The organism is Streptomyces thermocarboxydus, assembly GCF_024760485.1.
Classification (GTDB): domain Bacteria; phylum Actinomycetota; class Actinomycetes; order Streptomycetales; family Streptomycetaceae; genus Streptomyces; species Streptomyces cellulosae.
Genome location: NZ_CP058273.1, coordinates 932,868 through 958,894, shown reverse-complemented (window position 1 = coordinate 958,894; position 26,027 = coordinate 932,868). Strand labels below are relative to the sequence as shown.

General features: G+C 72.5%; 27 protein-coding genes. 13 read left to right on the top strand and 14 right to left on the bottom strand.

What is annotated here, in order from left to right:
- Nucleotides 1-24: 24 nt before the first annotated feature.
- The 4 genes from AY578_RS04495 to AY578_RS04480 all read right to left on the bottom strand — a co-directional run bounded on the left by AY578_RS04495 (nucleotide 25) and on the right by AY578_RS04480 (nucleotide 4,589).
- Complete coding sequence (locus tag AY578_RS04495; protein ID WP_063823437.1) at nucleotides 25-204, bottom strand: hypothetical protein; 180 nt, start codon at nucleotides 202-204, stop codon at nucleotides 25-27.
- A gap of 556 nt (nucleotides 205-760) precedes the next feature.
- Nucleotides 761-1,492, bottom strand: a complete 732-nt coding sequence (gene cofC / locus AY578_RS04490; RefSeq protein WP_240801117.1) for a 2-phospho-L-lactate guanylyltransferase — start codon at nucleotides 1,490-1,492, stop codon at nucleotides 761-763.
- A 2-nt stretch (nucleotides 1,493-1,494) separates the two neighbouring features.
- Nucleotides 1,495-4,071 carry a bifunctional FO biosynthesis protein CofGH gene (locus AY578_RS04485; protein ID WP_420341307.1) on the bottom strand — a complete coding sequence of 859 codons (2,577 nt, stop codon included), beginning with the start codon at nucleotides 4,069-4,071 and terminating at the stop codon, nucleotides 1,495-1,497.
- A gap of 35 nt (nucleotides 4,072-4,106) precedes the next feature.
- Complete coding sequence (locus AY578_RS04480) at nucleotides 4,107-4,589, bottom strand: nuclear transport factor 2 family protein (RefSeq protein WP_136237408.1); 483 nt, start codon at nucleotides 4,587-4,589, stop codon at nucleotides 4,107-4,109.
- Nucleotides 4,590-4,832: 243 nt separating this feature from the next.
- Here AY578_RS04480 and AY578_RS04475 point away from each other — a divergent pair, with 243 nt between their 5' ends.
- Nucleotides 4,833-5,087, top strand: coding sequence for an acyl carrier protein (locus tag AY578_RS04475; RefSeq protein WP_019524869.1), 255 nt, complete (start codon nucleotides 4,833-4,835; stop codon nucleotides 5,085-5,087).
- Here AY578_RS04475 and AY578_RS04470 read toward each other — a convergent pair.
- Nucleotides 5,057-6,073, bottom strand: a complete 1,017-nt coding sequence (locus AY578_RS04470) for an acyltransferase domain-containing protein (RefSeq protein ID WP_161108176.1) — start codon at nucleotides 6,071-6,073, stop codon at nucleotides 5,057-5,059. The two genes, AY578_RS04475 and AY578_RS04470, sit on opposite strands and share 31 nt — an antisense overlap.
- A 224-nt stretch (nucleotides 6,074-6,297) precedes the next feature.
- On the opposite strand from AY578_RS04470, the gene AY578_RS04465 reads away from it, so the two are divergent.
- From AY578_RS04465 to AY578_RS04435, 7 genes are all read left to right on the top strand, one after another.
- Nucleotides 6,298-7,563 carry a beta-ketoacyl-[acyl-carrier-protein] synthase family protein gene (locus AY578_RS04465; protein WP_258902081.1) on the top strand — a complete coding sequence of 422 codons (1,266 nt, stop codon included), beginning with the start codon at nucleotides 6,298-6,300 and terminating at the stop codon, nucleotides 7,561-7,563.
- On the top strand, nucleotides 7,560-8,846 hold the full coding sequence (locus AY578_RS04460; RefSeq protein WP_202415343.1) for a beta-ketoacyl synthase N-terminal-like domain-containing protein: 1,287 nt from the start codon (nucleotides 7,560-7,562) through the stop codon (nucleotides 8,844-8,846). The genes AY578_RS04465 and AY578_RS04460 overlap by 4 nt, the downstream gene beginning before the upstream one ends.
- A 331-nt stretch (nucleotides 8,847-9,177) precedes the next feature.
- A complete protein-coding gene (locus AY578_RS04455) occupies nucleotides 9,178-9,435 on the top strand; it encodes an acyl carrier protein (RefSeq protein WP_026243820.1) in 258 nt (85 codons plus the stop codon).
- 192 nt (nucleotides 9,436-9,627) lie between these two features.
- On the top strand, nucleotides 9,628-10,422 hold the full coding sequence (locus tag AY578_RS04450) for an SDR family NAD(P)-dependent oxidoreductase (protein ID WP_026243819.1): 795 nt from the start codon (nucleotides 9,628-9,630) through the stop codon (nucleotides 10,420-10,422).
- Nucleotides 10,423-10,433: 11 nt separating this feature from the next.
- On the top strand, nucleotides 10,434-11,492 hold the full coding sequence (locus AY578_RS04445; RefSeq protein WP_019524863.1) for an SRPBCC family protein: 1,059 nt from the start codon (nucleotides 10,434-10,436) through the stop codon (nucleotides 11,490-11,492).
- Entirely contained in the window at nucleotides 11,489-12,448 is a 960-nt protein-coding gene (locus AY578_RS04440) for an MBL fold metallo-hydrolase (RefSeq protein ID WP_136237406.1), read from the top strand. Before AY578_RS04445 ends, AY578_RS04440 begins: the two co-directional genes overlap by 4 nt.
- Nucleotides 12,445-13,134, top strand: a complete 690-nt coding sequence (locus tag AY578_RS04435) for a 4'-phosphopantetheinyl transferase superfamily protein (protein WP_019524861.1) — start codon at nucleotides 12,445-12,447, stop codon at nucleotides 13,132-13,134. Before AY578_RS04440 ends, AY578_RS04435 begins: the two co-directional genes overlap by 4 nt.
- Here AY578_RS04435 and AY578_RS04430 read toward each other — a convergent pair.
- Entirely contained in the window at nucleotides 13,077-14,321 is a 1,245-nt protein-coding gene (locus tag AY578_RS04430; RefSeq protein WP_028959833.1) for an acyl-CoA dehydrogenase family protein, read from the bottom strand. The two genes, AY578_RS04435 and AY578_RS04430, sit on opposite strands and share 58 nt — an antisense overlap.
- Before the next feature lie 157 nt (nucleotides 14,322-14,478).
- Entirely contained in the window at nucleotides 14,479-15,063 is a 585-nt protein-coding gene (locus tag AY578_RS04425; RefSeq protein ID WP_199781938.1) for a TetR family transcriptional regulator, read from the bottom strand.
- A 164-nt stretch (nucleotides 15,064-15,227) separates the two neighbouring features.
- Between AY578_RS04425 and AY578_RS04420 the strand changes: the two genes are divergently transcribed.
- The 3 genes from AY578_RS04420 to AY578_RS04410 all read left to right on the top strand — a co-directional run bounded on the left by AY578_RS04420 (nucleotide 15,228) and on the right by AY578_RS04410 (nucleotide 18,272).
- Nucleotides 15,228-16,673: an MFS transporter gene (locus AY578_RS04420; RefSeq protein WP_052183289.1), complete on the top strand. Its 1,446-nt coding sequence runs from the start codon at nucleotides 15,228-15,230 to the stop codon at nucleotides 16,671-16,673.
- 91 nt (nucleotides 16,674-16,764) lie between these two features.
- The gene (locus tag AY578_RS04415; protein WP_019524857.1) at nucleotides 16,765-17,214 is read left to right on the top strand and encodes a nitroreductase family deazaflavin-dependent oxidoreductase; all 450 of its coding nucleotides are present in this window, start codon (nucleotides 16,765-16,767) and stop codon (nucleotides 17,212-17,214) included.
- The gene (locus AY578_RS04410) at nucleotides 17,214-18,272 is read left to right on the top strand and encodes an aldo/keto reductase (protein WP_019524856.1); all 1,059 of its coding nucleotides are present in this window, start codon (nucleotides 17,214-17,216) and stop codon (nucleotides 18,270-18,272) included. The genes AY578_RS04415 and AY578_RS04410 overlap by 1 nt, the downstream gene beginning before the upstream one ends.
- A gap of 73 nt (nucleotides 18,273-18,345) precedes the next feature.
- Here AY578_RS04410 and AY578_RS04405 read toward each other — a convergent pair whose 3' ends face one another.
- The 6 genes from AY578_RS04405 to AY578_RS04380 all read right to left on the bottom strand — a co-directional run bounded on the left by AY578_RS04405 (nucleotide 18,346) and on the right by AY578_RS04380 (nucleotide 22,933).
- Nucleotides 18,346-18,801, bottom strand: a complete 456-nt coding sequence (locus AY578_RS04405; protein ID WP_019524855.1) for a PPOX class F420-dependent oxidoreductase — start codon at nucleotides 18,799-18,801, stop codon at nucleotides 18,346-18,348.
- A gap of 93 nt (nucleotides 18,802-18,894) precedes the next feature.
- Nucleotides 18,895-19,263 (bottom strand): lipocalin-like domain-containing protein, encoded by a 369-nt coding sequence (locus AY578_RS04400; RefSeq protein WP_258902079.1) that lies wholly within the window; start codon nucleotides 19,261-19,263, stop codon nucleotides 18,895-18,897.
- Entirely contained in the window at nucleotides 19,260-20,231 is a 972-nt protein-coding gene (locus AY578_RS04395) for a DUF6081 family protein (protein WP_019524853.1), read from the bottom strand. Before AY578_RS04395 ends, AY578_RS04400 begins: the two co-directional genes overlap by 4 nt.
- A complete protein-coding gene (locus tag AY578_RS04390; protein ID WP_258902077.1) occupies nucleotides 20,228-21,322 on the bottom strand; it encodes a DUF6081 family protein in 1,095 nt (364 codons plus the stop codon). Before AY578_RS04390 ends, AY578_RS04395 begins: the two co-directional genes overlap by 4 nt.
- 31 nt (nucleotides 21,323-21,353) lie before the next feature.
- Nucleotides 21,354-22,025, bottom strand: a complete 672-nt coding sequence (locus AY578_RS04385; RefSeq protein WP_019524851.1) for an HAD family hydrolase — start codon at nucleotides 22,023-22,025, stop codon at nucleotides 21,354-21,356.
- Nucleotides 22,025-22,933, bottom strand: coding sequence for a pseudouridine-5'-phosphate glycosidase (locus AY578_RS04380; protein WP_019524850.1), 909 nt, complete (start codon nucleotides 22,931-22,933; stop codon nucleotides 22,025-22,027). Before AY578_RS04380 ends, AY578_RS04385 begins: the two co-directional genes overlap by 1 nt.
- Before the next feature lie 161 nt (nucleotides 22,934-23,094).
- On the opposite strand from AY578_RS04380, the gene AY578_RS04375 reads away from it, so the two are divergent.
- Nucleotides 23,095-24,141 (top strand): DUF6081 family protein, encoded by a 1,047-nt coding sequence (locus AY578_RS04375; protein ID WP_019524849.1) that lies wholly within the window; start codon nucleotides 23,095-23,097, stop codon nucleotides 24,139-24,141.
- A 644-nt stretch (nucleotides 24,142-24,785) separates the two neighbouring features.
- Here the strand turns inward: AY578_RS04375 and AY578_RS04370 are convergent.
- The gene (locus tag AY578_RS04370; RefSeq protein ID WP_026243816.1) at nucleotides 24,786-25,595 is read right to left on the bottom strand and encodes an AfsR/SARP family transcriptional regulator; all 810 of its coding nucleotides are present in this window, start codon (nucleotides 25,593-25,595) and stop codon (nucleotides 24,786-24,788) included.
- 230 nt (nucleotides 25,596-25,825) lie between these two features.
- Here AY578_RS04370 and AY578_RS04365 point away from each other — a divergent pair, with 230 nt between their 5' ends.
- Nucleotides 25,826-25,996: a hypothetical protein gene (locus AY578_RS04365; protein WP_019524847.1), complete on the top strand. Its 171-nt coding sequence runs from the start codon at nucleotides 25,826-25,828 to the stop codon at nucleotides 25,994-25,996.
- The last annotated feature ends 31 nt before the right edge of the window (nucleotides 25,997-26,027 follow it).

Below are 26,027 nucleotides of genomic sequence, written 5' to 3'. Positions count from 1 at the left end.
AGGGCTGTGGGACGGGCGCGGGCGTCAGGCCGCCTCGACGACCCGTCCGCGGATCGCGGCCGCCCACTCGACGACCAGCATCTCGTACTCCTCACGCTCCTGGGCGGACAGGGAGCCGCCCGCCCGCAGCCACAGGGCGCGGATCTGCTCGTTCACCTCGGCGGCGGACCGCACGGAACCAGGGGGCGTTAAATCGGGGGACATGCGGACAAGCCTAGGGCCATGGACTGACGGTGCGCTACCGGACGGCTACGGGACCCGTATGGGTTCGGTCACGTGCCGCGGACACGTCCCGGGCGTACGTTCACCAGCAGAACCGTTTCCGCACGACCGGTCCGGCCCTGTGAGCGGTCAGGAAGCGGGAGGAGGTGGGGACGAGGATCGGCTGTGACGGGATGCGGCTGCTCGAAGCCGTCCTCTCACCCGGGGCCACCCGAAGAACTGCGGATACTCGAACAGGTGCGGACCGTGCGCCAGGTCTGGGTCCGGTCCTGGTCCATGCCGGATACGTCGACGCGCATCTGCTGGTCAGCACCCGGAGTGACCACGGCGTCAGGCTCACAGGGCCGGTCGCCGGCGTCGTCATCAACCTGCCAGCATCGACGCCCACCTCACCGACATGCCTCAAGCCCGAACCCGCACCGGCCACTTGGCAACACTCGGCCCCGCCGGCCAAAGCTCAGCGGGGCCGAGTAGGAGCCCCCGCATAAACCGACAGCGTCCCCACGGGGGCGTCGGGGGCTCACCCATGTCCGTACGGCTACCAGGCTTCCCGGCCCTCTGCGACGGACTGCTCCACCTCGGCGACCCGCGGAAGGGACCACACGTCGGCGTACATCGACATGGGCCGTTCCGGGCCGAGCGTGGAGGCCAGGGACGTGGAGTGCGGACCGAGGCCCAGACGCAGGGCGGCGACGAGTTCCGTGGGTGTGTCGACGTCCAGGCGGGCGCCGGGCACCTGCGGGTTCGCGATCTCATGGGCGCCGCTCGCCGCGTGCCGGGCGCGCGAGGCTCCCTCGAAGCGGGGGAGGAGCAGCCCCGGCGTGTGGGCCGTCAGGACGGTGGTGCCGTGGCCCGTGTGGTCGGCGAGGAAAGCCCGGGGCCGGGCGCCGGCTTCGGCCAGCACCCGCGCCAGTTCCCCGGGACGCAGAGCCGGAAGGTCCGCGGTCACGATGGCCACCGGACCTGCTGAGCGGGCTGCGGCCCGACCGGCCCCGCGGCGGACGGCGGCGTTGAGGCCGCGCGCAGGCGTGTCGTCCACGGCGTCGGCACCGGCCCGGACCGCCAGCGTGCGGGCCTGCGGATCGCCCGACACGACGATCACCCGCTCCACCCCCGGCGTGCGAACGACCGAGTTCAGCGTGTCCAGGAAGAAGGCGCGCGCCCAGTCCGGTCTGAGATCACCGGCCCAGGACCCGAGCCGGCTCTTGCCCAGGGTGAACGGCTTGACCGGCAGCACCACGGTCCAGGAGGTGGCGTCGGTACCGGGCACGGTCAGGCCCCGAGCACGGGCAGCAGTTCCGGCAGGTGGCCGTCCGACGTCTCCGCCGCGCGCCGCCGCTCCTCGGGGACCTGGCCGTACAGGGTCGTGCGCGGCTTCGCCGGGCGGCCCGCCGCGTCCGCGACCGCGATGAGGTCCTTGACCGACTTGTAGGAGCCGTAGGAGGAGCCCGCCATGCGGGAGATGGTCTCCTCCATCAGGGTCCCGCCCAGGTCGTTGGCGCCGGAGCGCAGCATCTCCGCCGCGCCCTCCGCGCCCAGTTTGACCCAGCTCGTCTGGATGTTGGGGATCCACGGGTGGAGCAGCAGGCGGGCCATCGCCGTCACGGCACGGTTGTCGCGGACCGTCGGGCCGGGGCGGGCGATGCCGGCCAGGTAGACGGGGGCGTTGGTGTGCACGAAGGGCAGCGTCACGAACTCGGTGAAGCCGCCGGTGCGCTGCTGGATGCCGGCCAGGGTGCGCAGGTGGCCGAGCCAGTGGCGCGGCTGGTCGACGTGGCCGTACATCATCGTCGACGAGGAGCGGATGCCCAGTTCGTGGGCCGTCGTGATGACCTCGGTCCACGTCGCCGCCGGCAGCTTGCCCTTGGTGAGGATCCAGCGGACCTCGTCGTCGAGGATCTCCGCCGCCGTGCCGGGGATGGTGTCCAGGCCCGCTTCCTTCGCCGCCGTGAGCCATTCGCGGATGGACATGCCGGTGCGGGTCGCGCCGTTCACCACCTCCATCGGGGAGAAGGCGTGGACGTGCATGCCGGGGACGCGTTCCTTCACGGCGCGCGCGATGTCGAAGTAGGCGGTGCCGGGCAGGTCGGGGTGGATGCCGCCCTGCATGCACACCTCCACCGCGCCCACGTCCCACGCCTGCGCGGCACGGTCCGCGACCTGTTCCAGGGAGAGCGTGTACGCGTCCGCGTCGGTGCGGCGCTGCGCGAAGGCGCAGAAGCGGCAGCCGGTGTAGCAGACGTTGGTGAAGTTGATGTTGCGGGTGACGATGTACGTCACGTCGTCCCCGACCGCCGACTTCCGCACGTCGTCGGCGATGCGGCACAGCGCGTCCAGGGCGGGCCCGTCCGCGTGGAACAGCGCCAGCGCCTCCGCGTCCGTCAGTTTCGTCGGGTCGTCGGCGGCCGTGCGCAGCGCCTCGCGGACGTCGGTGTCGATCCGCTCCGGGACCATGCCGGGCGCGGCGGCCTCGCGCAGCGCGTCCCAGTCGCCGTACACCTCGTCGAAGTCGGCGCGGCGGTCGCCGGTGCGGCCCTCGGTGTCGATGGTGCGGTGCAGATCGGTGCGGCCGGTGGCGGTGAACGCCTCGTCCGGCTCCTGCCAGGGCAGGCCCTTCGGGAGGGCGTCGGGGCGCGCCAGGCCCGTCTCCGGGTCGGCGAGCGCGGCGACGTGCGGGCGCAGCCGCGGGTCCAGCCAGGGCTCGCCGCGCCGCACGAACTCCGGGTAGACGCACAGGCGTTCTTGCAGCTCGAAGCCGGCCGCGCGGGACTGCTCGGCCAGTTCCTCGATCTGCGGCCAGGGCCGCTCGGGGTTGACGTGGTCGATGGTGAGCGGGGAGATTCCGCCCCAGTCGTCGATGCCGGCGGCGATCAGCCGCCCGTACTCGGCGTCGACCAGGTTCGGCGGGGCCTGGAGGCAGGCGGTGGGGCCGAGGACCAGACGGGCGACGGCGACGGTGGCGACCAGCTCGTCCAGCTCCGCGTCCGGCATGCCGCGCATCGCCGTGTCCGGCTTGGCGCGGAAGTTCTGGATGATCAGTTCCTGGATGCCGTGGTGGGCGCGGGAGACCTTCCGCAGGGCGAAGAGGGACTCCGCGCGCTCCTCGTACGTCTCCCCGATGCCGATGAGGATGCCCGAGGTGAAGGGGACCGAGGAGCGGCCGGCGTCCTCCAGGACCCGCAGCCGTACCGCCGGTTCCTTGTCGGGGGAGCCGTGGTGCGGGCCGCCGGGCTCCGACCACAGGCGGGTCGCGGTGGTCTCCAGCATCATGCCCATCGACGGCGCCACCGGCTTCAGCTGCTGCAACTCCGTCCACGACATGACCCCGGGGTTGAGGTGCGGCAGCAGGCCGGTCTCCTCCAGTACCCGGATGGCCATGGCCCGTACGTACGCCAGGGTGCTGTCGTAGCCTTCGGCCGCCAGCCACTCCCGTGCCTCCGGCCAGCGCTCCTCGGGACGGTCGCCCAGGGTGAACAGGGCCTCCTTGCAGCCGAGGGCCGCGCCCCGCCGGGCGATGTCAAGGACCTCGCCGGGCGGGAGGAACATGCCGTGCCCGGCTCGCCGCAGCCGGCCCGGCACTGTCGCGAAGGTGCAGTAATGGCACCGGTCCCGGCAGAGCCGGGTCAGCGGGAGGAACACCTTCCGCGAGTACGTGATGACACCCGGCCGGCCCGCCTCGGCCAGCCCCGCGTCCCGCACCCGCGCCGCCGACGCCGAGAGGTCCGTCAGGTCCTCGCCGCGGGCCTGGAGCAGCACGGTGGCCTCGGCCCGGTCGAGCGCCACACCGTCACGGGCCCGCTTCAGTGCGCGGCGCATGGACTGGGGGGTGGGAGTGGGGGAGGGGGACAACGGCTTCCTCTCGTCTCAGGGATGGTTCGGCCGGCTCAGTCCCGTGCGGACTCGGCCGCCAGGTGGTCGTCGCGGCGGATCGTGCGCGAGGCGTTGCGCAGGCCGCCGTCGGTCCAGGTGAGCACGTCCCGTACGACGACGCTCGGTTCGTGGACGTTGCGCCCGTCGGCGGCGGTGACGCTGACGACTGCGTAGTACGAGGTGTGCAGCGAGCCGTCCTCCGTCCGGTCCACCGTGAGCATGTCGAACCAGTGCCGGGGCTGGCCACCCTGGAAGCGGCCTGCGGCGGCCGCGGCGGCCTTGGCGATGGCGGCGGGCCCCTCCAGGAGGCCTCCGCCGGCCGGCCGGAAGGCCCCGTCCTCGGTGAAGGTGGCTCCGAATCCCTCGAAGTCGTTGCTGTCGAGCAGACGCATCTGCGCCGCGTAGAACTGCTGGACCTCCACGTAGACGTCGGCGGGCACCGGCGTCGGACCGTTGCCCGCCGCGGTCGGCTGCGGCCCGTGTGCTGTCTGCGTCATCTGCGGTGCTCCCTCGGGTGCGACGGCTGGGGGCCCAGCCTCGGCAGCCGCGCTAGAGGGGCGATCGAGGCGCAGTTGAGCAGGGCCGCCGGGCGCGGCCGGGGTGGCGGGGCGGGGCGGTGAGCGGGCCGCCGGTGGCAGGGGGTGTCGTGGTCAGGTCCAGTTCGTTTCTAGCCCGGCTCGAGGCTTGCGGTCGAACGTGTCAGGGCCGACCGACCGCCCCGACGATCAGGAGGACCCTCCGTGGCCAGCTTCACCCTGTCCGAGTTCAAAGCCGTCGTGGACGCCTGCTTCGACGGAGCGGAGGCCGCGGCGCTGGAGGAGTCCGTGCTGGACTCCGAGTTCGCCGACCTCGGCTACGACTCGCTGACCGTGTACGAGATCGTCGTCCGTATTCAGGACGAGTTCTCGGTGCGCGTGCCCGACGAGCAGCTCGACGAGCTGACGACGCCCGGCGCGCTCATCGCCTACGTGGACGCGCAGCTCGCCGCGGCCTGAGCCTCCCGGGCCCGCTCCGACAGGATCTCGCGGGCCCGGGCCAGCGCACTCAGGTCGTCGCCGTCCCCGCTCGGGCGGGCCAGCAAGGGCACCACGACGCTGGCCCCGGACCGGACGGCTGGATGGCGGCGGGCCGGGGCGGTCAGGCTGTGGTCCGCGCTGGCGTCCAGCAGGATCAGTCCCGGCGCCGTGCCCTCGGCGTCCAGCAGAGCCCGCAACGCCGGCCAGTACAGCACGGGAAGCGCCAACTGGTCGGCCCAGAAGCGGGGATCGACGGCCTCGGTCGCGCCGACCCGCCGCGCCGTGCGCCCGGACCACAGGTCCGTGCGGGGCGCGCACAACCCGATCGAGCTCAGGGAACGGGCGAAGCGGTCCGCCGCCGAGGCCAGCACCGGCGAGTGGAAGGCATGCCGCGACCGCAGCGGCCGTACGGTGAACCCCGCGTCGCCCAGCCGCCGGGCGGTCTCTGCGAGGGGCTGCGCGGGTCCCGCGAGGACCGTCTGCCGTGGGCCGTTGAAAGCCGCGACGGCAACGTCGTCCCGCAACAGCGGCCGCAGCCCCTCGGGCGCCCCGGCCACGGCGAGCATGCCGCCCGCTTCCCCGCCGGTGAGTGCCGCCGACCGGCCGGCCATCAGCCGGGCGCCGTCCTCCGGCGAGAACACACCGGCCAGACAGGCCGCCGCCAACTCCCCGGCGCTGTGTCCGAGCAGCACCTGCGGGCCGCCGGCCGTCGCGGCCACCCACCGGCCCAGCGCATGGCCCACCGCGAACAGCAGCGGCTGGGCCACCAGCGCGTCGTCCAGCGCCGGATTGGGCGCCGGACGCAGCCACTCGTCACGCAGCCGGGCCCCCTCCGCGCCCAGAGCCCGGAAGAAGCTGTCCATCGGCGCGGTGAACTCGGGCACCTCGCCGTACAGGGCGCCCGCCATGCGCTCCCGCTGTGCTCCCTGGCCCGGCAGCAGTAGGGCAGTGAGTCGTGCGTCCACTGAAGGTCCTCTCGCGATGTCCGGTGCTCCGGTGCGTTCGACGACCGGACCGAGGCTCACACCCATGGCTCGACCAGGGCTGGAACTCCGCTGGAGCAGCCGCGCCCGCAGACCGCGCCAGCGTTTCTCGAGCGCTGATCGAGGAGCCGCGCACACAGTCGTTCGCAGTTCGACGGCGACACGGCAGCCAGTCGGAGCACGTCCACGAGGAGGGGGCTCGACCAGTGAACCGAAGTGTGGCCATCACCGGGATCGGGGTTGTCGCGCCGGGAGGTGTGGGCAAGAAGGCCTTCTGGGAGCTGATGGTTTCCGGACGTACGGCCACCCGGACCATCTCGTTCTTCGACCCCTCCCGCTTCCGTTCCCAGGTCGCGGCGGAGGTGCACTTCGACGCGCAGCGCCACGGGCTCACCCCGCGCGAGGTGCGGCGCATGGACCGGGCGGCACAGTTCGCCGTGGTCAGCGCCCGCGAGTGCCTCGCCGACAGTGGACTGACCTTCGCGGAGCTCGATCCGCATCGCGTCGGGGTGAGCGTGGGCAGCGCGGTCGGCGGCACCACCAGCCTGGAGCGCGAGTACCTCGTGCTCAGCGACAACGGGCGCAAGTGGGAGGTGGACGGCGACTACGTCTCCCCGCACCTCTACGACGCCTTCGTGCCCAGTTCACTCGCCGCCGAGGTGGCCTGGGCCGCCGGAGCCGAGGGCCCCGCGGCGGTGGTCTCCACCGGCTGCACCTCCGGCCTGGACTCCGTCGGCTACGCCCGCGACCTGATCGCCGAGGGGAACGCCGACGTGATGATCGCCGGCGCGGCCGACACCCCGATCTCACCCATCGCGGTGGCCTGCTTCGACGCGATCAAGGCGACCACACCGCGCAACGACGACCCGGAGCACGCCTCCCGGCCCTTCGACCGCACCCGCAACGGGTTCGTCCTGGCCGAGGGCGCCGCCATGTTCGTCCTGGAGGAGGTCGAGCACGCCAGGGCCCGCGGCGCCCACATCTACGGGGTGATCGGCGGCTACGCCACCCGCTGCAACGCCTACCACATGACCGGACTCAAGCCCGACGGCCGCGAGATGGCCGAGGCGATCCGGCACGCGATGACCGAGGCGCACCTGGCGCCGCGGGACGTCGACTACGTCAACGCCCACGGCTCGGGCACCAAGCAGAACGACCGCCACGAGACCGGCGCGTTCAAGGAGACCCTCGGTTCCCATGCCTACGACGTCCCGATCAGCTCCATCAAGTCGATGATCGGGCACTCGCTGGGCGCGATCGGCTCCATCGAGATCGCCGCATGCGCCTTGGCCATGGAGTACGGCGTGGTGCCGCCCACGGCCAACCTGCACGAAGCCGACCCCGAGTGCGACCTGGACTATGTGCCCAACGAGGCCCGGGAGAAGCAGGTCGACGCCGTGCTGAGCGTGGGCAGTGGGTTCGGCGGCTTCCAGTCCGCCATGGTCCTGACACGTGAGGAGGTGCGCCGATGACCGCCGCGACCACCCGGAACAACCGGAACACCGCGACCACCCAGGACACCGCGACCGTGAAGGCCGCCCCGGTCGTGACCGGCATCGGGGTCGTCGCACCCAACGGCCTCGGCACGGAGGAATGGTGGCGGGCGACGCTGGCCGGGGAGCACGGGATCAGGCCCGTCGCCGACTACGACACCTCCGGCTATCCCGTCTCCCTCATCGGCCGCGTCACCGGCTTCGAGGCCGCCGACCACCTCCCGGGCCGGCTGCTGCCACAGACGGACCGGGTCACCCGGCTCGCCCTCACGGCGGCCGACTGGGCGCTCGCCGACTCCGGCGCCGACCTGCCGGCCCTGCCCGAGTACGGCATCGGCGTCGTCACCTCCAACGCGACCGGCGGCTTCGAGTTCACCCACCGCGAGATCCGCAAGCTGTGGACCGAAGGCCCGGAACGGGTGAGTGTCTACGAGTCCTTCGCCTGGTTCTACGCCGTCAACACCGGCCAGATCTCGATCCGCAACGGGCTGCGAGGCCCCAGCGGCGTCCTCGTCGCGGAACAGGCCGGCGGACTCGACGCGATCGGACACGCCCGCCGCACCCTGCGCCGCGGCGGTGTGCTGTCGCTGACGGGCGGTGTGGAGTCCGCGTTCGACCCGTGGGGGCTCGTCTCGCACCTCTCCAGCGGAAGGCTCTCGCGCGCCCGCGACCCGGAGCGGGCCTACCTGCCCTTCGACACACGGGCCTGCGGTCATGTGCCGGGCGAGGGCGGCGCCATCCTCGTACTGGAGGACGCCGAGGCCGCGGCCCGGCGCGGAGCCGAGCGGATCTACGGCGAGATCGCCGGCTACGCGGCCACCTTCGACCCCCCGCCCGGGTCGGGCCGGCCACCCGGTCTGGGCCGCGCCGCCCGGCTCGCCCTCGCCGACGCCTCGGTCACCGCCGAGGACGTGGACGTGGTCTTCGCCGACGCGGCGGCACTGCCGGCGCTCGACGACATCGAGGCCACCGTGATCGAGGAACTGTTCGGCCCGTACGGGGTGCCGGTCACCGTGCCCAAGACCCTCACCGGCCGACTGGCCGGGGGTGGCCCGCCCCTGGACGTGGCGGCGGCTCTGCTCTCGATCAGGGACGGCGTGCTGCCGCCGACCGGCCACGTGGAGCGGCTGGTCGCCACGCACCGGCTCGACCTGGTGCGCGGAGAGCCCCGCAGAACGTCCGTCCGTACGGCCCTGGTGCTGGCCCGTGGATACGGCGGCTTCAACGCGGCAGTCGTCGTCCGCGCACCGCACCCGGCCTGACCCGCCGACCGCCGGCCGAGTCGTGCGATTCGGTGCGTCCGGGTGCGGTCGCCCCGGGCGGCCGTCACTCACAAGTGACGCGAATGGACCGGCGACGGGGGCCGCCCCGATCCGTGGGACACCCGCACGGACGCCTGCCCGCCGAACCGAGTCGTCCAGGCAGCCGCCCTCCGGCGCGGCGGTTCGGGACGGCGGTCGGCCAAGGACACCGAAAGACGACGCGACGGCCTGCCGGCCCGGAGCCGCCTCGTCAGCAGGCCCCCCGCACGGCCGGCCACCTCGGTCGGCCCGCCCACAGCCATCGCCACCGCAGAGCAGAGAGAGGCACGAGATGAGTTTGATGACCTTCGACGACCTGAAGCAGATCCTCGCCGAGTGCGCCGGGGAGGACGAGTCCACCGGGCTCGGTCCGCAGGCGCTGGACACGCCGTTCAGCGATCTCGGTTACGACTCGCTCGCCCTGATGGAGAGCGCCGCGCTGATCGCCCAGCGCTTCGGTGCCGAGCTGAGCGACGACGAGGTCGCCTCGATCGGCACCCCGCGCGAGTTCCTGGACCGCGTCAACGTGGCCATCCCCCGAGCCGCGTGACGCCCGAGGGCTGTCGTCGCGGTCCGGCTCGTGTCGGACGGGCCGCGACGGCAGTTCCTTGTCACTTCCGAGATTCCCCTTCCTCACTTGGGTGAGCCCCCCTTCTCACTTCGGTGAACCCCCGCCGCGCCACCCCTTCTCCAGCGATCCCCTTCCTTCCCACGTCCCGGTCTCTCTGTACGAGGAGCAGCCATGACCACATCAGCGAACGGCGGACGCGGAACCGCTGTCGTGACCGGAGCCACCCGGGGCATCGGCCTGGCCGTCGCCTCGACGCTCGCCGAGCGAGGCCATCCGGTGTTCATCTGCGCACGCGACGAGACGGCCGTCGCCGAGACCGTCAAGGACCTGCGGGGCCGCGGCCACACCGTGGACGGCGCCGCCTGCGACGTCACCTCGGCCGAGAGCGTGGGCGCCTGGGTGAGCGCGGCGGTCGAGCGGTTCGGTCCCGTCGAGGTGCTGGTGAACAACGCCGGCCGCAGCGGCGGCGGCGTCACCGCCGAGATCCCCGACGAGCTGTGGTTCGACGTCATCAACACCAACCTCAACAGCGTCTTCCTGGTGACCAAGCAGGTGCTGACCACCGGCCGGATGCGGGAACTGCCCACCGGGCGGATCATCAACATCGCCTCCACCGGGGGCAAGCAGGGCGTGGTGTTCGGCGCCCCTTACTCCGCCTCGAAGCACGGAGTCGTCGGTTTCAGCAAGGCCCTGGGCCTGGAACTCGCCAGGGCCGGCATTACCGTCAACGCCGTCTGCCCCGGCTACGTGGAGACGCCGATGGCGGGCAACGTGCGCAAGCACTACGCGCAGATCTGGGGCGTCACCGAGCAGGAAGTGCTGAGCCGCTTCGAGGCGAAGATCCCGCTCGGCCGCTACACCGAACCGGAGGAGGTCGCCGCGCTCGTCGGCTACCTGGTCTCGGACGCCGCGGCCGCGGTCACCGCGCAGGCCCTCAACGTCTGCGGCGGACTGGGGAACTACTGATGGGAGATCCGATGAGCGAGCCCGACCGCCGGTCCGCCGTGCACACGGCGGACATAGCCGCCGAGCCCCGTGAGGCGTACCGGCTGATCGCCGACGTGCTGCACTGGCCGCTGCTGTTCTCACCGTGCGTCTGGTCGCAGGTACTGGAGACCGGGACGGTCGAACCGGCGGCCCCGGTGGCCGCCGCCCGCCCGGTGCCGCCCGCCCGTCCCCCCGGCGGCTCGACCGTCACCTCGGAGCGGATCCGGCTGTGGGCCGTGGTCGGCAGCGACGTCCGCAGCTGGGTGTCCCGCCGCACGCTGGACGCGGACGCGCTGCGGATCGACTTCCGCCAGCAGCAGCCGTCCCCGCCGATCACGGAGATGCGCGGCCACTGGCAGTTCGAGGAACCGGTGACCGCCGGATCCCACGCCCGGCTGCTCCTCGGTCACGCATGGGCCACCGCCGGTCCCGACCCCACGGCGGGCGACCGTATCGAGGCCGCCCTGGACAGCAACAGTGAGCGGGAGATCGCGGCGGTCAAGAACTGGGCGGAGCGGCCCCAGAGCACCGACGAGCTGATCTTCTCCTTCAGTGACGAGGTCCTGGTCGACGGACCGCTGGACAAGGTGTACGACTTCCTGTACCGCGCCGACCTCTGGCCCGAGCGGCTGCCGCACGTCACCGCGCTCGATCTGCAGACCGAACCGGAGTCGGCCGCCGCCGCGGGCGCCGAGATACAGACGATGGACATGGAGACGCGGGCCCCCGACGGCTCGGTCCACCCCACGCAGTCGGTGCGGCTCTGCTTCCGCGACCGGCAGATCGTCTACAAGCAGACGAGCGTCCCGCGGGGCCTGCTCGGACACAGCGGCGAATGGCTGCTGAACGAGACACCCAGGGGCACCCTGGTGACGGCGCGGCACAGCGTGGCCCTGGACCCGGACGCGATCGGCGAGGTCCTCGGTACGGGCACCGACCTCGCGCTTGCCCGCACCCGGGTGCGGGAGGCGCTCGGCGGCAACAGCCGCCGCACCCTGGAGCAGGCCCGCCGGCACGTCGAGGCCGCCGGGCGGGCGGCCGTACGGTGACCGGCGCTCTGCCGGGCGCCGCCGCCCACGACGAGCTGGGGGCGGCGCCCGCACCGGTTCGTCTGGAGGAGATCGCCGACGGCGTCTTCGCCTATGTCCAGCCGGAGGGCGGCTGGTGCGTGAGCAACGCCGGCGTGCTCGTCGGCAAGGACCTGACCGCCGTGATCGACACCACGGCGACCGAGTCCCGCGCCCGTGCGCTGAGCACCGCGATCGGGACCGTCTCCGTGGCCCCGGTCGGCCTCGTCGTCAACACCCACTTCCACGGGGACCACACCTTCGGCAACGCCATCGTGGGCAACGGTCGTGCGGTGGTCGTCGCCCACGAGCGGCTGCGGGACGAGGCCGCCGCGGCCGGTCTCGGTCTGACCGGCCTGTGGCCGGCGGTGGACTGGGGCGACGTGACGGTCACCCTGCCCCACCTCACCTACCGGGACGGCCTCACGCTGCACCTGGGGGAGCGGTCCTTCGAACTGATCTACCCCGGCCCCGCCCACACCACCAACGACACACTGGTGTGGCTGCCCCGGGAGCGTGTGCTGTTCGCGGGGGACATCCTCATGCCCGGCTGCACACCTTTCGTGCTGATGGGGTCGATCGAGGGCAGCCTGCGCACTCTGGACCGGCTACGTGACCTCGCCCCGCGCACCGTCGTGGGCGGACACGGCCCGGTCGCCGGACCCGAGGTCATCGAGGAGACCGCCGCGTATCTGCGATGGGTGCGGGAGGCCGCGGCGCGCGGCAGGGAGGCCGGGCTGACGCCGCTGCAGACGGCCTGGGAGGCCGCGCCGGGGCCGTACGGCCACTGGCTGGACGCGGAGCGGCTCGTGGGGAACCTGCACCGGGCTTACGCCGAGCTGGCTGGGGAGCCGCTGGGCAGCCCGCTGGACGTGGTGGGCGTCTTCGGTGAGCTGGTCGAGTTCAACGGCGGGAAGCTGCCCGCCTGTTACGCATGACGGCGTCCGCACCCGGGACGGCCGCCCCGCGGTTGCTCGGCACCCTGCTGCCCGCCTGGGCGGCGGGCGCCGAGCTGCGGGGCGGCGCCGGTCCCCAGCCCTGGCTGTACGAGGAGGAGGACGAGCAGCTCGGCGAGGACGCGGTGCCCAAGCGGTGGCAGGAGTTCGCCAGGGCCCGCATGTGCGCCCGCAGGGCGCTCGCGGCTGTCGGCGCCGGCGCCGGCCCTCTGCTGCGCGGCCCGCACGGGGCGCCGCGGTGGCCGTCGGGGATCGTCGGAAGCATCACCCACTGCCGGGACTACTGCGCCGCGGTCGCTGCTCCCCGCCGCGACGCCGGGTCGCTCGGGATCGACGCGGAACGCGCCGTTCCCCTGCGCCCCGCACTGCTGCCCAGGATCACCTCGCCGGGGGAACGGGAGCGGCTCGCCGCCCTGCCCACGCGACCCGGGCTGCCCTGGGGCACGCTTATGTTCTGCGCCAAGGAGGCGGCGTACAAGGCGTGGTACCCATGGGTCGAAGAGCCCCTGGGGTTCCACACGGCCCACGTCGTGCCGGAGCCGGACCGTGACACGCTCACGGTCCGGCCCACGGAGTCGGCCCCGGTGGGGCTGCCGGTGCTGGAGGGACGTTACGCCGCCGAGGCGGGGCTGCTCGTGGTCGTCGTCCACAGCCGCCGCTCCGCATAGGCGGTCGCCGCGGCCCCGAACTGCAGGGCGACGTGCGTGGACGCCGAGTTGACGTCCCGCCAGAAGCGCTGGATGGGGCGGGTGGTGAGCTGGCCGCCGGTTCCGGAGGTACGGAAGAGCCGGTCGACGGCCGAGACCAGCAGCTCCGCCGCGAAGGAGCAGTCACGCAGGTTCTGGGTGCGGTCCAACGGGTCGACGTCCGCCCCACGGTCGGCGATACCGGCGCACCGCTCCAGCAGCAGCTGGGCGCTGTCGATCTCGGCCACGGAACGGGCCAGCGTCTCGGCGTATGTCTCGCGGCTCGGCCCCGGTGCGCCGCTCCGCCCGGCCGTCGCCGCCGCCTTCTCCGCCACGTACGCCGACCAGGCTTCCTGGGTCCCGCGCGCCGCACCGAGCAGCGGCGTCACGAAGGACAGACCGTTCGCTGCCTCCAGAGGCACGGTGTGGCAGGCGGCGGCGGCGTCGACGGGGCGGCCGGCCAGCAGGCCGGCACGGAGGAACGTCCGGGAGGCTGGGACGAGGGCACCGTCGACGGCGACGGTGTTGCTGCCGGTTCCCCGCATGCCCACGCTGTCCCAGGTGTCCACGACGGAGTACGCGGAGCGGGGTACGGCGAAGACGGTGGGAACGGGCCCGCCGGAGCCGGGGACTGTCCCGCACAGCAGCGCCCAGGAGGAGAAGTCGACCCCGCTGATGTAGGGCCAGCGGCCGGACAGCCGGTAGCCGCCGTCGACGCGCTCCGCGTTGCCGAACGGGGACAGGGAACCCACGACCAGCGCGTCCGGACCGTTGGCCCAGACCTCTGCGCGGCCCTCGGCGGGCAGGTAGGCGGCCATCCGGGCCAGGTTCGCGGCGAGAGAGGCGCACCACGCGGTGGCCGTGCAGGCCGCGCCGACGGTGGTGACGGCACGGGTCAGCTCGGCGAACGTGCCGACGCGGCCGCCGTGTTCGGCGGGGACGAAGTGGCGGGCGAAGCCCGCGGACAGCAGGGCCTCCACCACCTCCGGGTGCGGTCGGCGCCGGTCCTCCGCCTCGTGGGCGTGGCGGGCGGCGACCTCGGCGACCCGGTGGGCGTGCTCGGCGACTCCGGCACCGGTCACGCCCTGGGCACCCGACGCGAGCGCGGCGGCCTCCCCGACCGCGGTGTCTTCCCGGACCTGTGGGCTCAGTGGCGGATTGTCGAGCATCCTCGATGCCTCCTTGTCGGCCTGACACACGTCCGTCCACGGTCGCCGCACACGGTCGCGCAAGACTTGAGCGGCAACGGACCGGTGGTGCCGGGCGGGAGGGCAGGACCGCGGAGCGGGCAGCGGGGCCGCCGTGCGGCCGGGGGCCCGTGGGGACTCAGGCAGTCGTGTTGGACAGCACGACGCCGACCAGGTCGTCCAGCCCCGCCTTGATCCGCGCGGTGTCGAAACGCCGCTCGCACAGCTGGTACGAGATCAGGCTCGGGGTGAACGGCGCGAGCAGCGCGTCGGCGAGGTAGGCGGCGTCCAGACCGGGAGCCGCCTCTTCGAGCAGCGCGGCCAGGTGGGTGTGCTGGGCGGCGTAGGGCGGGCTGCCGTAACGGGCGCCGGGGGAGCTGGCCTCGGCCAGCAGCAGCAGTTCGCGCTGTTCCTCGACGAGGTCGACGAGGGCGTGCAGGAACGCGCGGACGCGTAGTCCGGGCGGGGCCCCGGGGCCCAGCGGGGGCGGACCGTCGAGCTTCTCGCGGAACCGGCGCTCGCGGTCCTCCAGGAGGGCGAAGACCAGTCCCGCCCGGTCCCCGAACCGCCGGTAGACGGTGCCGACGCCGACATCGGCCGCCTTGGCCACCAGATCGAGCGAGAGTCCCGCGGCGCCCTCGGCCGCCACCAGCCGGGCGGCGGCGTCCAGGATCTTGCGGCGGTTGCGGGCGGCGTCGGCGCGCTCGGTGGGCGGCTCGGTCATGGTTCCGAGCATAGCGGAGAAGTCTCCGGTTCCGGCTTGTGAAGCGGAGGATATTCCGGATACGCTGCCGAAAACGGAGGTGGCTCCGCTTCTTGGGGCCGGGATGCCGGGTCAGTGGACGAGGCGCCGCCTCCCCTCACTCGTCCCAGGTCCGAGGAGGCCGCGTGGATACCCCCGGAAAGAACCGCTGGTGGCTGGTGGCGGCCGCCGGCCTCGCCGTGTTCATCGCTCAGCTGGACGCGTCGGTGGTCGGCGTGGCCTCCCCCACCATCAGATCGGACCTCGACACCACCACCGAGGTGGTCCAGTGGGTGACCCTCGCCTACGCGGTACCGCTGATCGGGCTGAGCCTGTGCGCCGGACGCTGGGTCGACCGGGCCGATCCGCGGCGTGCCCTCACCCTGGCCTGCACGGGTTTCGCCCTGTTCAGCGTGGCGTGCGGGCTGGCCCCCGGCATCGAGTGGCTCATCGCGGCCCGGGTTCTCCAGGGCTGCTTCGCGGTGATCATGATGTCGCTGACCCCGGTCCTGGCGACGGTCGCGGTGCCGCCCGAGGCGCGCGGCCGGGCCTTCGGCTTCGTCATGCTCTTCGGCACGCTGGGCGGACTCGCCGGTCCCGTCGTGGGCGGCCAGATCGTGGAGAGCGTGGACTGGCCGTGGATCTTCTACCTCAGCGTCCCGGCCGCCGCGGCCGTCGTCGCCCTTGCCGCCCGTGAACTGCCACGCGGCGAGCGGCTGCCGTGGCCCGAGCGCCGCTGGCTGGTGGAGGCCATCACCCTCGGCGGCGCGGCCGTCGCCGTCCTGCTCGGACTGACCTTCGCGGTCGACGCGGGGGCGGCCTGGGGGCTGGTGGCGCTGGCCGCGATGCCGCTCTGCCTCGCCTGGGGCCGGCAGGAGGAGGCCGTGGCCGTCCGCCGCCTCGTCACCACGCCTGGGGTGGCCGGTCCGCACCTCGCGCTGGCCCTGGCCTACCTCGGCGTCTTCATGATCATGTTCATGGTGCCGTTCTTCCTCCAGGACACGCTCGGCGTCGCGCCCGGCGCCTCCGGCTTCGCCCTCGTCGCCCTGGCGGTCGCGACCGCCGCGGCAGGAGTGCTGGGCGGCCGGGCCGCCGACAAGCTCGGCGCGCGGCCCGTCGCGCTGGGCGGCGCGGCGCTGATGACCGCGGGCGTCGTCCTGCTGCTCATGGCGGACGGCGCCTGGGCCACCTGGGACATCGCCTGGCGGCTCGCCGTCATCGGCGCCGGCTTCGGACTGTTCAACGGGCAGAACCAGGTGCTCGCCATGGGCAACACCCCGCCCGACCGGCTCGGCATGACGGCTGGCACCACCAACCTCGTACGCCAGCTCGGCGTCGCCTTCGGCTCCGCGCTCGGTGCCCTGGTGTGGGCGGCCTCCGACGACGGCGTGACCGCCTTCCGCACCGGCTCCGGGGCCGGCGCCCTCCTGGTGGCCGGAGTGATCGCGGCCGTGGCCTTCGCCGTACGCGCCCCTGCCACCCCCGAAACCGGCACCGAGTCCCCCCAGCCCGCTCCGGCCGCGGACGCCGCCCCCACCACCGACAGCCCTTCCACCGACTCCACCGGCAACGGTTCGCACCTCTCCGCATGAGGGTGCGCCGAAGGCACGCTCGCGCTTGAGCCGCCTTCAAGTCGCCTGTGGGACAACCTCCGAGAGCCAGCAAGCCCCGAAAGGACCGAACATGGCGGACACAGAGCTGATCACCCCGGTCGCCGGCGAGCCCGGTGACTACAACATCCCTGTCATCCAGGAGTTCCGCAGTAACGGCGGCAAGGTCGGCGGCATGTTCGAGGGCGTCCCCCTCCTGCTGCTCACCCACAGAGGCGCGAAGAGCGGCCGTCCGCGGGTCTGCCCGGTGATGTTCGTCGACGACGGTGACCGCACCCTCGTCTTCGCCACCAACGCGGGCGGTCCCAGGAACCCCGCCTGGTACTACAACGTCCTGGCCAACTCCGAGGTGATCATCGAGACCGGCGCCGAGACCTACCGGGCCACCGCCGAGCCCGTCCCGGGCGAGGAGCGCGACCGGCTGTACGCCGAGTCCGCCGCGAAGGTGCCCGCGCTCGCCGACTACCAGGCCAAGACCGAGCGCAGGATCCCCGTCGTCGCCGTGCGCCGTCTGGCGGACTGATGCGGTACACGCTGCTCGGGAAGACGGGCGTCCGCGTCTCCGAGATCGCTCTCGGCACTCTGACGTTCGGCGACGAATGGCACCTGCCCCCACAGACCCTGGCCGCACTCCTCGACCGGTACGCGGAGGCGGGCGGCAACGTCCTGGACACGGCGGACGAGTACGGCGACGGCTCCGCCGAGCGCAACCTGGGCGAACTGCTCGCCGGACGACGGGACGAGTTCGTCCTGACGACCAAGTACACGATGCAGACCCGGGCCGGTGACCCCAATTCGGCGGGCAACCACCGCAAGAACCTGGTCGCCTCGCTGGAGGCGAGCCTGCGCCGACTGGGTACCGACCGCCTCGACCTGCTGTGGGTGCACGCCCGCGACACCCTCACCCCGGTGCCCGAGGTCATGCGCGCCCTCGACGACCAGGTCCGGGCCGGCAAGGTCCTCTACGTCGGTGTCTCCGACTGGCCGGCCTGGGAGGTCGCACAGGCCAACACCCTCGCCGAACTGCGAGGCTGGTCGGCCTTCGCGGGCCTGCAGATCCGCTACAACCTCCTCGAGCGCACGCCGGAGCGCGAACTGCTCCCCATGGCCCACGCCTTCGACCTTCCGGTGTTCGCCTGGGGGCCGCTCGCCGACGGCCGGCTCACCGGCAAGTACCTCGCGGGCGAACCCGGCCGCCTCGACCACGTGCCCTGGGGCGAGGGGACGGGCCCCGGCGACGAGATCGTCGCGGAGGTCGTGGCCGTGGCCAAGGAGACCGGCGTCAGCCCGGCCCAGGTGGCGCTCGCCTGGCTGCGGTCACGGCCGGGCACCGTGATCCCGCTCGTCGGCGCCACCAAGGAGGGCCAACTGGCCGACAACCTGGCCTCGGCGGACGTCACCCTCGACGCCGCACACCTGGCCCGGCTCGAGGAGGCCAGCCGCATCCCCGTCGGCTTCCCGCACGACTTCCTGCGCTTCCCGGCGATGACCGATGCCATCTACGGAGACCGCTGGAGGGAGACCGACGACCGCCGCACGACGGTACGCAGGACCGTCGCCGACGACATGTTCGCCGGCTGACCGCACGTCCGCCGGGCGCGACGCCGAAGGGCCGGCCCCACCACACGGTGGGGCCGGCCCTTCGGCGTCGACCTCACTGCTCGACGTTCACCGTGTCCGACAAGTCCACTCGTGCCACGACCTTCTCGATCTTTACGCGCACCACCACGCCGTTGGGGATGGTGAAGCGGTCCGAGAACTCCTGCTCGCGCTCCTTGCCGTGGTAACGGCCGCCGATCCTCGCCGTCCAGTGCCGCAGCTCCTCTACGTCCTCGCTGAGCGTCGCCCGGCCCCGGACCAGCACGAAGGAGAACGGCGGCCGCTCGTCGTCCCACAGCAGCGCGATCCGGTCGTCGCGCTGCAGCGCCTTGCCCTTGATGCTGTCCTTCTGCATCGTGTACACGATCTCGTCGCCGTCGAGGATGACGCCCACGGGCACGACGTGCGGGCTGCCGTCCTTGCGGACGACCGCGGCCTTCGCGGTCCGCGGCGGGTCCGCCATGATGAACTCCCGCCACCAGCCTTCGGGGGCGTCCCGGTACGTAGGCATGACGTTTCTCCTTGGGGATTCGGGTCGTACGGGAAGTCGTGCAGCGGCCGTACGGAGAGGGGGCCATCGCCGTACGGCCGCTGCGGAGGGGTTTCAGACGCGTCGCCAGGTGAGGACGCGCCGCTGGGGACGGCCCCCGAGCAGGGAGACGCCGGCGAGCGTCAACCGGTCGTCGTCGAGGACGACGTCACGGACCTGCCGCGTACCCGCGAGATGCGGGTGCGAGCTGACCAGCACGTCGTGGATCACGCAGCCGCCGTCGAGCCGCCACCGGCCGGCATAGCCCATGTACCGCTCGGCCTCCGGCCCGTCCCGCGAGCTCATCATGCTGACGGACACATGGCCGGTGGGGCTGTAGATCAGCAGGCCGTACGGGTCCTCCCCGAGCGGCCCGCCACGGGTCCGACCGGACTCGTCCACGTCCAGGTAGGACACCAGTGTCCACGCCCCGACGACGCTCACCACGTCACCCGGGAGGCGGAGACGGTGCAGCGGCGCACACTCAGGGAGGCGCCCTGCCCGAACAGCCGGTGGTCCCGGAGGCTCTTGTCGTCCAGGAACACCTGCGGCTCGCGCCGGCCGTCGACGGCACGGAAGTAGAAGTCCGGCGCTCCGGTCAGCCGCACCAGCCCCGGGCCGCTCCCGAAGGAACAGTCCAGCGCCGTGAACAGCCCGAGTCCGCAGTTGAGCTGACGGGGTTCCACCTCGGCGTCGTCGCCGCCGTGGTCGAGCACCACATGCTCCCGGCCGGGAACACGGCCGACGTGTTCGGCACGGTGCACCTCCACGCCGTCGACCAGCCAGCGGACCCTGCCGGCCGACCGGTCGTAGCCGATGCCCAGCCGGTGTTCCTGTTCCGGTTCCCGCCGGGCCACCGGGACCACCGCGGTGAAGGAGGCGTAGTCGCCCAGATGCGGCCGCAGCATCGGAAGCCGCTCGTGGACGGCGTGTATCCCCTGGTCGGTGAGGAAGAAGTCGAACGCCAGGCCCGTCTCCACGTCCGCGACGTTCATCGCGGCACAGGCCAGCCGCCAGTCCGTCCCGGGATCGGCGACCGCGGACCCGAAGGGATGCCCGGCGGTGCCGTACGTCCGCGCCGACAGCCAGGCCTCGAAGAGCAGCTCCTCACCCTCGGCCGCGTCGAAGCCCGGCAGCCCGCCCGAGGCCGAGTGGTCGGCGTACACCAGCCACTTGACCGCGTCCAGAGCACCCGGAAGGGCGCTCGGATCACCGTTCTCCTGTCCCAGCGTCCGGGTGAACGCGGGCTCCCCGGTGAGCGGATGGGTGCCTCCGGCGGCTACCCGCAACCCCGCCTCGGGCGTCACATGGACGTCCGCGTCGTCCGGGACGAAGGAGCCCAGGGTCATCGGGGCCCAGCGGCGCAGGGTCAGCTCCGGATCCCGGAAGTCGTCTTCCCACAGCGGCGTCATCGGCGTGCCCTCGTGCTCGACACGATCAGGTTCTTCATCCGGAACTCGCCGCCCTGGCCGAAGAGCCGGCTGGACTCGGTGCTCTGCTCGTCGACGAACGTCTCCTCGTGGGGCTCCCCGAGCCGCGGCTCGTAGTACTTCGTCTGCACCGACAGCCGGGCCAGGCCCTTGCCGGTGGGGTAGGAACCGTCGAGCAGGTTCAGCAGCCCCATGCCGCAGTTGAGCTGGCGCGGTGCGACCCGGCCCTCCACCCCGCCCTCGTCGAGGGTGAGGGTGTCACGGCCCAGCCGGTGGCCGATGCGGTCCACCTTCAGCACCTCGCGACCGTCGATCAACCAGCGCACCACGCCCGCCGAACGATCGTAGGAAATCTTCAGTCGGTGGGTGTCACCGGGCTTGCGCCACATCAGCGGCACCGTGTTGGCGAAGGACGCGTAGTTGCCGAGCGTCGCCCGGCCGAACGTGGGACGGCCGTAGAACGCGTAGATCCGCTTGTTGGTGATCACGAAGTCGAAGGCCGTCGAGGTCTCGTTGTCGATGGTGTTGAGCATGACCGACGCGAGCCGCAGATCGTCCTCGGGGTCCTTCACCGCCTTGCCGAAGGGGTGGCCGGCCGTTCCGTAGGTGCGGCCCGACATCGTGGTCTCGCAGGAGAGCACCAGACCCGGGACCGCGTCGAAGCCCGGATAGCCGTGCGAGGAGGTGTGGCTGGTGTATACCAGCCACTTGGCGTGGTCACCGGAGCCGGGCGCGCCGCTCGGGGTGTGCTGCGGGATCGTCTGCACGAACGCGGGCTCGCCGGTCCGCGGGTTGACCCCGCTCGACTTCACGTGCAGCCCGTGCCGCGAGGTGCTGACGATGCCGTCGTCCGCGCGGTAGCCGCCGCCCTCGATCTGGAACCAGGGCGCGCCCGGTCCCGAGGTGCGCAGGCCGTGCCGGAAGTCGTCCCAGACCACCTTGTAGGGCCGGTCGGCGGAGGGGGCGGACCCGGCGGACGCGCCGGCCGGGGCCGAGGCGGACGCCGACGGCAGAGCGGTGGCGCCGAGCGCCGCGGTGAGGAGGAGTGTGCTGAGGATGCGCTTGCGCGCCATGGCTGGCCCTTCTCTGAGGTTCTGTCTGAATTCACGGACGGCCGGCGAGGACTGCGGGCACGACCTCGGCCGGTGTGTCCACCACCGTTCGGGCGCCTGCCTCTTCGAGCTCGGCGGCGGTACTCACCCCGTACGACACGCCGACCACGCGCATGCCGGCGGCCAGGCCCATCTCCACGTCCGGCACGCCGTCGCCGACCACCACACACTCGGACGGGTCGAGGCCGAGCACTTCGGCGAGGTGCAGGGCCATGCTCGGGTGCGGCTTGCCGCGTGCGGCGGTGTCGTCGCCCGCGAGCGCGGCGAAGTGCTGATCGATGCCGGTCAGCTTCACGATCGCCGCGGCCGCCGCGTACACCTTCGAGGTGGCCACGGTCAGCACGAGCCCCTCCTGCCGCAGTTGCTCCAGCATCGCGGGCACGCCCGGGTAGAGCAGGCCGGGCCCGGCGGACCGTACATGCGCGCCGAAGAGGCGGCCGTACTCGGCCGTCGCCGCCCGCACGTCCGGGTGTTCGGGCGCCAGACCCGTCAGCCGCGCGAGGTTCTGCTCCAGCGGACGGCCCACGGTGGCACGTACGGCCGCCGTATCGGGCGTGTGACCGTACTGGGCCAGCACCTTGAGGGTGATCTCCGTGATGGCCGCCGGGGTGTCGGCGAGGGTGCCGTCCAGGTCGAACAGGACGGCGCGCACCGCGCCGGCCATCAGCGGCCCGCCCGTACGGCGCTCAGGCTCACCGCGAACTCGCCGGCGACCCGTGCGGTGCTCAGCAGCAGCGAGCGGCCTGCCTTGGCGATGCCGCCGCCGGTCGACTTCGCCACCGCCTTCATCAGGTACGGGCTGATCGCGTTGCCGACGATCCCCGCCCGGTCGGCCTCCTCCAGCGCCCGCGCGATGACCTGCTCGAGCTCGTCGCCGTCCAGCGCGTCCTGTGCCGCGATCGGCGCGGTGAGCAGGACCGTGGAGCCACCGTTGACCTCCCAGTGGAAGTCCACCGCGCGCGCCGCGACGTCCAGGTCGTCGACCCGGGTCACCGGCACGTCGGCCTCGCGGACGACGAACGCCGGCAGCTTGTCGGTGCGGTAGCCGTAGACGGGCACGCCGGCCGTCTCCAGGTACTCGGCGGTCAGCTTCGGGTCGAGGATCGACTTGGCGCCACCCGAGACCACGGTGATCCGGGTGCGGGTGAACTGCAGCAGGTCGGCGGAGATGTCGAAGGACTCCTGAGCCCGGCGGTGCACACCGCCGATGCCCGCGGTGGTGAACACCTCAATGCCCGCCCGCTCGGCGATCACGATGGTGCCGGCCACCGTAGTCGCGCCGAGGCCGCCGCCGGCCAGCGCGCTGCCGATGTCCCGGGCGCTGATCTTGGGGATGCCCTTGGCGGTGGTGAACCGTTCGATGACGGCGTCACTCATGCCGACCACCAGCCGCCCGCCGGCGACGCAGACCGTCGCGGGCACCGCACCGGCGTCACGGACCGCCTTCTCGATGAGCGAGGCGGTCTCCGCCGAGGGATCGGTGGTGATCAGTGAAGACTCCAGGGCGACCACCGGGCGCCGCTCCGCCAGGGCGGTGGCGACCTCTTCGCTGACCTCGAGCAGGGGATCCATGCCGGGTCTCCTCTCCGCGGTTGTCCGGGTTGATGGAGCCCCAGGCTCCGACCGTGTCCTCGAACCCCGGTGGAGCGGACGTTGAATGCGCGCTCGAGTGAAATTCAGGCCGTCGTTCCCAGGATGTGCCGCACCTGGTACGTCACTTCACGGGAGACGACATGGCACGAGGACTCAGAACCAGGGCCGCGGTCGCGGCCGTCGCGGCGACCCTCGTCGCGCTGGTGCTCACCCCGGCGGCACAGGCCGAGGAGCAGGGCGGTCAGACTCTGCTCGCGGACTCATTCTCCGCAGGTTTCGACACCACGAACACCTGGCAGGTGCTGGGCGACGGGGACTTCCCGCAGGGTGACGGCGTTCCGACGACGTCGTCCGAAGGCCTCAAGGTCACCCCGGCCGGCCGTGACAGCACCACCGGCGAGCCTGCCTTCCGGGTCACCACGGCCCAGCAGGACGACGGCGGCAACGGCAGCGGCGACCACGGGAAGTGGCTGGCGTTCCCCCGGGCCACCGCCACCTCCGGCATGCCCGGCTACGACATCCCGAAGACCGGCTCACTGAGCTGCACCAGCAAGATCAGCGGCCGCACCTTCGGCACCGAGCGGCATCCCTTCGGCAGTGCCGTCGCCGATCCGAGGACGGACGTGCGACTGGCGTCGGCCGCGATGGTCACCGCGGACTTCGACTCCAAGGCGATCTTCGACTTCTCGGTGGTCAACGGGAAGATCTACGCCATCTACGAGCGGCTCCCGGAGCACGGTGCCACGTACGCCGCGTACTCGTACGCGATCCCGGTCGCCGACCGCACGCCCGGCGAGTGGGCCACCCTGCAGGTCCGCCTGGACCAGGGCGGCACGCGGGTGACCTGGAAGGTGAACGGGCGCACGGTCCTGTCCACGGACCGCATCGGCACCCGTGCCTTCGACCGCACGTACATGATCCTCGACCACGGGGGCACCGAGGAGCGTCTCAAGCTGAAGCAACTCACGTGTGGCTTCGGCCTGTTCACCGTCCTGGACGCGGCGGCCGGCCCGCGGGGCAAGGGCCTGGTACGGCTGGACTCGACGCCGGACTTCTACTACGCGCCCCGGGTCGGATCCCCGACGCCCCAGACCTTCGTGGACGAGGAGAGCAGGCCCGAGAGCCGGCTCTGGGGCCAGGGCGCAGAGATCAAGGTCCGCTCGACGCAGATACGCCGGGAGAGCTGAGCCAGGCCGGCCCGGCGAACCCGTCCGGGAAGGCCGGCCCCTGGGCGGGCGGTGACCCGGGACGGCGCGGGTCGACCGCCTGCCCAGGCAGGCTCGCCCCCGGCCGGGACGGCCCGGGAAGTGCCGACTCCGGCACCGCAGGGGCTGAGTCGGACCGAAGGCTGCAGCCGCAGGAAGACGAGCCGCGACCGTAGGCCGGGGCTGCCTTCCGCAACCGGACGGCTCGCCTCCACCCCGGGCGGAGGGACTGCCCTCGGACGGAAGGGCTGTCCGCCGGACCGGGTAGGGCTGACTGGTCCCGCAGGGCTGCTGCTTCCGGTCGAGGAGCCGCCTCCGTCCGGAAGACTGCCCCGGAGCAGTGGTGCCCCCGGCGGGAAGACCGCCCTCGTAAGGGAGGGCTGAACGGCCCCGGCTGGGGGTGCCGCCTCCGGTCGGAGTGCCGCCTCGGTCGGAAGGCTGCCCCCTGCAAAGGGCTGTTGCCCCGGGAGAGCAATCCCCCCGCACGGGCGCGCCGCCCCGGGCCGGGAAGGTCGGCCTCGGGCGGAGGAGCCGCCCCGCGGACGGGCTGCCGGCCCCGGGCGGGACGGGTGACGGGACGGGTGCGGCTCGGAGCGTCGGTGGATCCGGGGATCCACGCCCGCCCGTCATCCCGCCAGCGTCAGGGACTCGCCGGTGGACGGAGCCTCCAGACGGGGGTCCCCGGCCAGCACAGCCTGGTGCAGGCGCTGCAACCGCGGTGAGGGGTCCACGCCCAGCTCCTCCACCAGGGTCCTGCGCAACTGCTGATACGCCTCCAAGGCGCGCCACGCGTGGCCGGAGCGGTAGAGAGCCAGCATGAGCTGGGCGCGGAGCTTCTCGTGCAACGGATGCTCGGAGACCAGCATCCGCAGCTCCCCGAGGAGCGCCGCGTGCCGTCCCAGCCGCAGGTCCGCCTCGATCCGCATCTCCTTCGCCCGGATTCGGGCCTCGTCCATGCCGAGCACCTCGGTGGCGAGCACCCGGCCCAGCGGCACGTCGACCAGGGCGGGTCCGCGCCACAGGGACAGGGCCCGCTCGAGCGTGGCGGAGGCCGCGCGGGCGTTGCCCTCGGCCAGCAGCGCGTCGCCGCGGGTGACCAGGGCATTGAACTCGGCCAGGTCAGACCGCACTGCCTGCGCGGTCAGCTGGTAGCCGCCGAAGCAGGTGGTGAGCAGATCCTTGGCGGACACCTCGGCCGACGGCCCGAGCGCCTCGGATATGCGACGTCTCACCTGGAGGATGTACGTCTGCAACGTGGTGTTCGCGCTGCGCGGGATGGCATCCCCCCAGACCTCGTCCATCAAGGTGGGTACGGGCACGACGGAACCTGCCCGCAGCGCAAGGAGCGCGAGGACTTGACGGGGCTTTCCTGCACTCGGAACGATCGACACGTCGGCCTGCCGTACGGCCAGGGGTCCCAGCACTGCGATATCCATGCACGCTCCTCCGCAAGGGAATTGGTGTAGCCGGAGCATTGCATGAGGGAAATCGCCGGGCCCAGTGCCTGCTTCACGGTCCGGGACATGAAAACGTCATATGGCGAAGTCCGCCTGTGAGATATTCATGCGTGGAACGTGACTGAGTCACTGGTCTGTGCTGATCGGCGCCTAGCAGAATCCTCCGCAGCGGGGCGGAACCCGTCCCACCGAATCGGGGAGAGTATTCCATGGACACCACGTTCAACGGACTCAACGGCGCTGTTTCCGCGGCCGTGCTTCCGGAGCCGGCGCAGCTTCAGATCGAGCACCTCGACCGGACGCCGGAGGACGGTGTCGCCCTGCTGACCTACACCTGGTCGCCGGTTCCTGGTCACGACGACTCGCCCGCCCGGGTGTGACGGTTCTCGACGGGAATCCCGCCGGCCGTCG

What these genes read in the sequence shown, in the direction of transcription:
- AY578_RS04445 (WP_019524863.1), top strand. Translation starts at nt 10,434, where the DNA reads ATGAGCGAGCCCGACCGCCGGTCCGCCGTGCACACGGCGGACATAGCC.
- AY578_RS04460 (WP_202415343.1), top strand. Translation starts at nt 7,560, where the DNA reads ATGACCGCCGCGACCACCCGGAACAACCGGAACACCGCGACCACCCAG.
- AY578_RS04435 (WP_019524861.1), top strand. Translation starts at nt 12,445, where the DNA reads ATGACGGCGTCCGCACCCGGGACGGCCGCCCCGCGGTTGCTCGGCACC.
- AY578_RS04405 (WP_019524855.1), bottom strand. Translation starts at nt 18,801, where the DNA reads ATGCCTACGTACCGGGACGCCCCCGAAGGCTGGTGGCGGGAGTTCATC.
- AY578_RS04425 (WP_199781938.1), bottom strand. Translation starts at nt 15,063, where the DNA reads ATGACCGAGCCGCCCACCGAGCGCGCCGACGCCGCCCGCAACCGCCGC.
- AY578_RS04385 (WP_019524851.1), bottom strand. Translation starts at nt 22,025, where the DNA reads ATGGCCGGCGCGGTGCGCGCCGTCCTGTTCGACCTGGACGGCACCCTC.
- AY578_RS04415 (WP_019524857.1), top strand. Translation starts at nt 16,765, where the DNA reads ATGGCGGACACAGAGCTGATCACCCCGGTCGCCGGCGAGCCCGGTGAC.
- AY578_RS04365 (WP_019524847.1), top strand. Translation starts at nt 25,826, where the DNA reads ATGGACACCACGTTCAACGGACTCAACGGCGCTGTTTCCGCGGCCGTG.
- AY578_RS04395 (WP_019524853.1), bottom strand. Translation starts at nt 20,231, where the DNA reads ATGACGCCGCTGTGGGAAGACGACTTCCGGGATCCGGAGCTGACCCTG.
- AY578_RS04375 (WP_019524849.1), top strand. Translation starts at nt 23,095, where the DNA reads ATGGCACGAGGACTCAGAACCAGGGCCGCGGTCGCGGCCGTCGCGGCG.
- AY578_RS04430 (WP_028959833.1), bottom strand. Translation starts at nt 14,321, where the DNA reads ATGCTCGACAATCCGCCACTGAGCCCACAGGTCCGGGAAGACACCGCG.
- AY578_RS04380 (WP_019524850.1), bottom strand. Translation starts at nt 22,933, where the DNA reads ATGGATCCCCTGCTCGAGGTCAGCGAAGAGGTCGCCACCGCCCTGGCG.
- AY578_RS04370 (WP_026243816.1), bottom strand. Translation starts at nt 25,595, where the DNA reads ATGGATATCGCAGTGCTGGGACCCCTGGCCGTACGGCAGGCCGACGTG.
- AY578_RS04410 (WP_019524856.1), top strand. Translation starts at nt 17,214, where the DNA reads ATGCGGTACACGCTGCTCGGGAAGACGGGCGTCCGCGTCTCCGAGATC.
- AY578_RS04480 (WP_136237408.1), bottom strand. Translation starts at nt 4,589, where the DNA reads ATGACGCAGACAGCACACGGGCCGCAGCCGACCGCGGCGGGCAACGGT.
- AY578_RS04390 (WP_258902077.1), bottom strand. Translation starts at nt 21,322, where the DNA reads ATGGCGCGCAAGCGCATCCTCAGCACACTCCTCCTCACCGCGGCGCTC.
- AY578_RS04450 (WP_026243819.1), top strand. Translation starts at nt 9,628, where the DNA reads ATGACCACATCAGCGAACGGCGGACGCGGAACCGCTGTCGTGACCGGA.
- AY578_RS04455 (WP_026243820.1), top strand. Translation starts at nt 9,178, where the DNA reads ATGAGTTTGATGACCTTCGACGACCTGAAGCAGATCCTCGCCGAGTGC.
- AY578_RS04495 (WP_063823437.1), bottom strand. Translation starts at nt 204, where the DNA reads ATGTCCCCCGATTTAACGCCCCCTGGTTCCGTGCGGTCCGCCGCCGAG.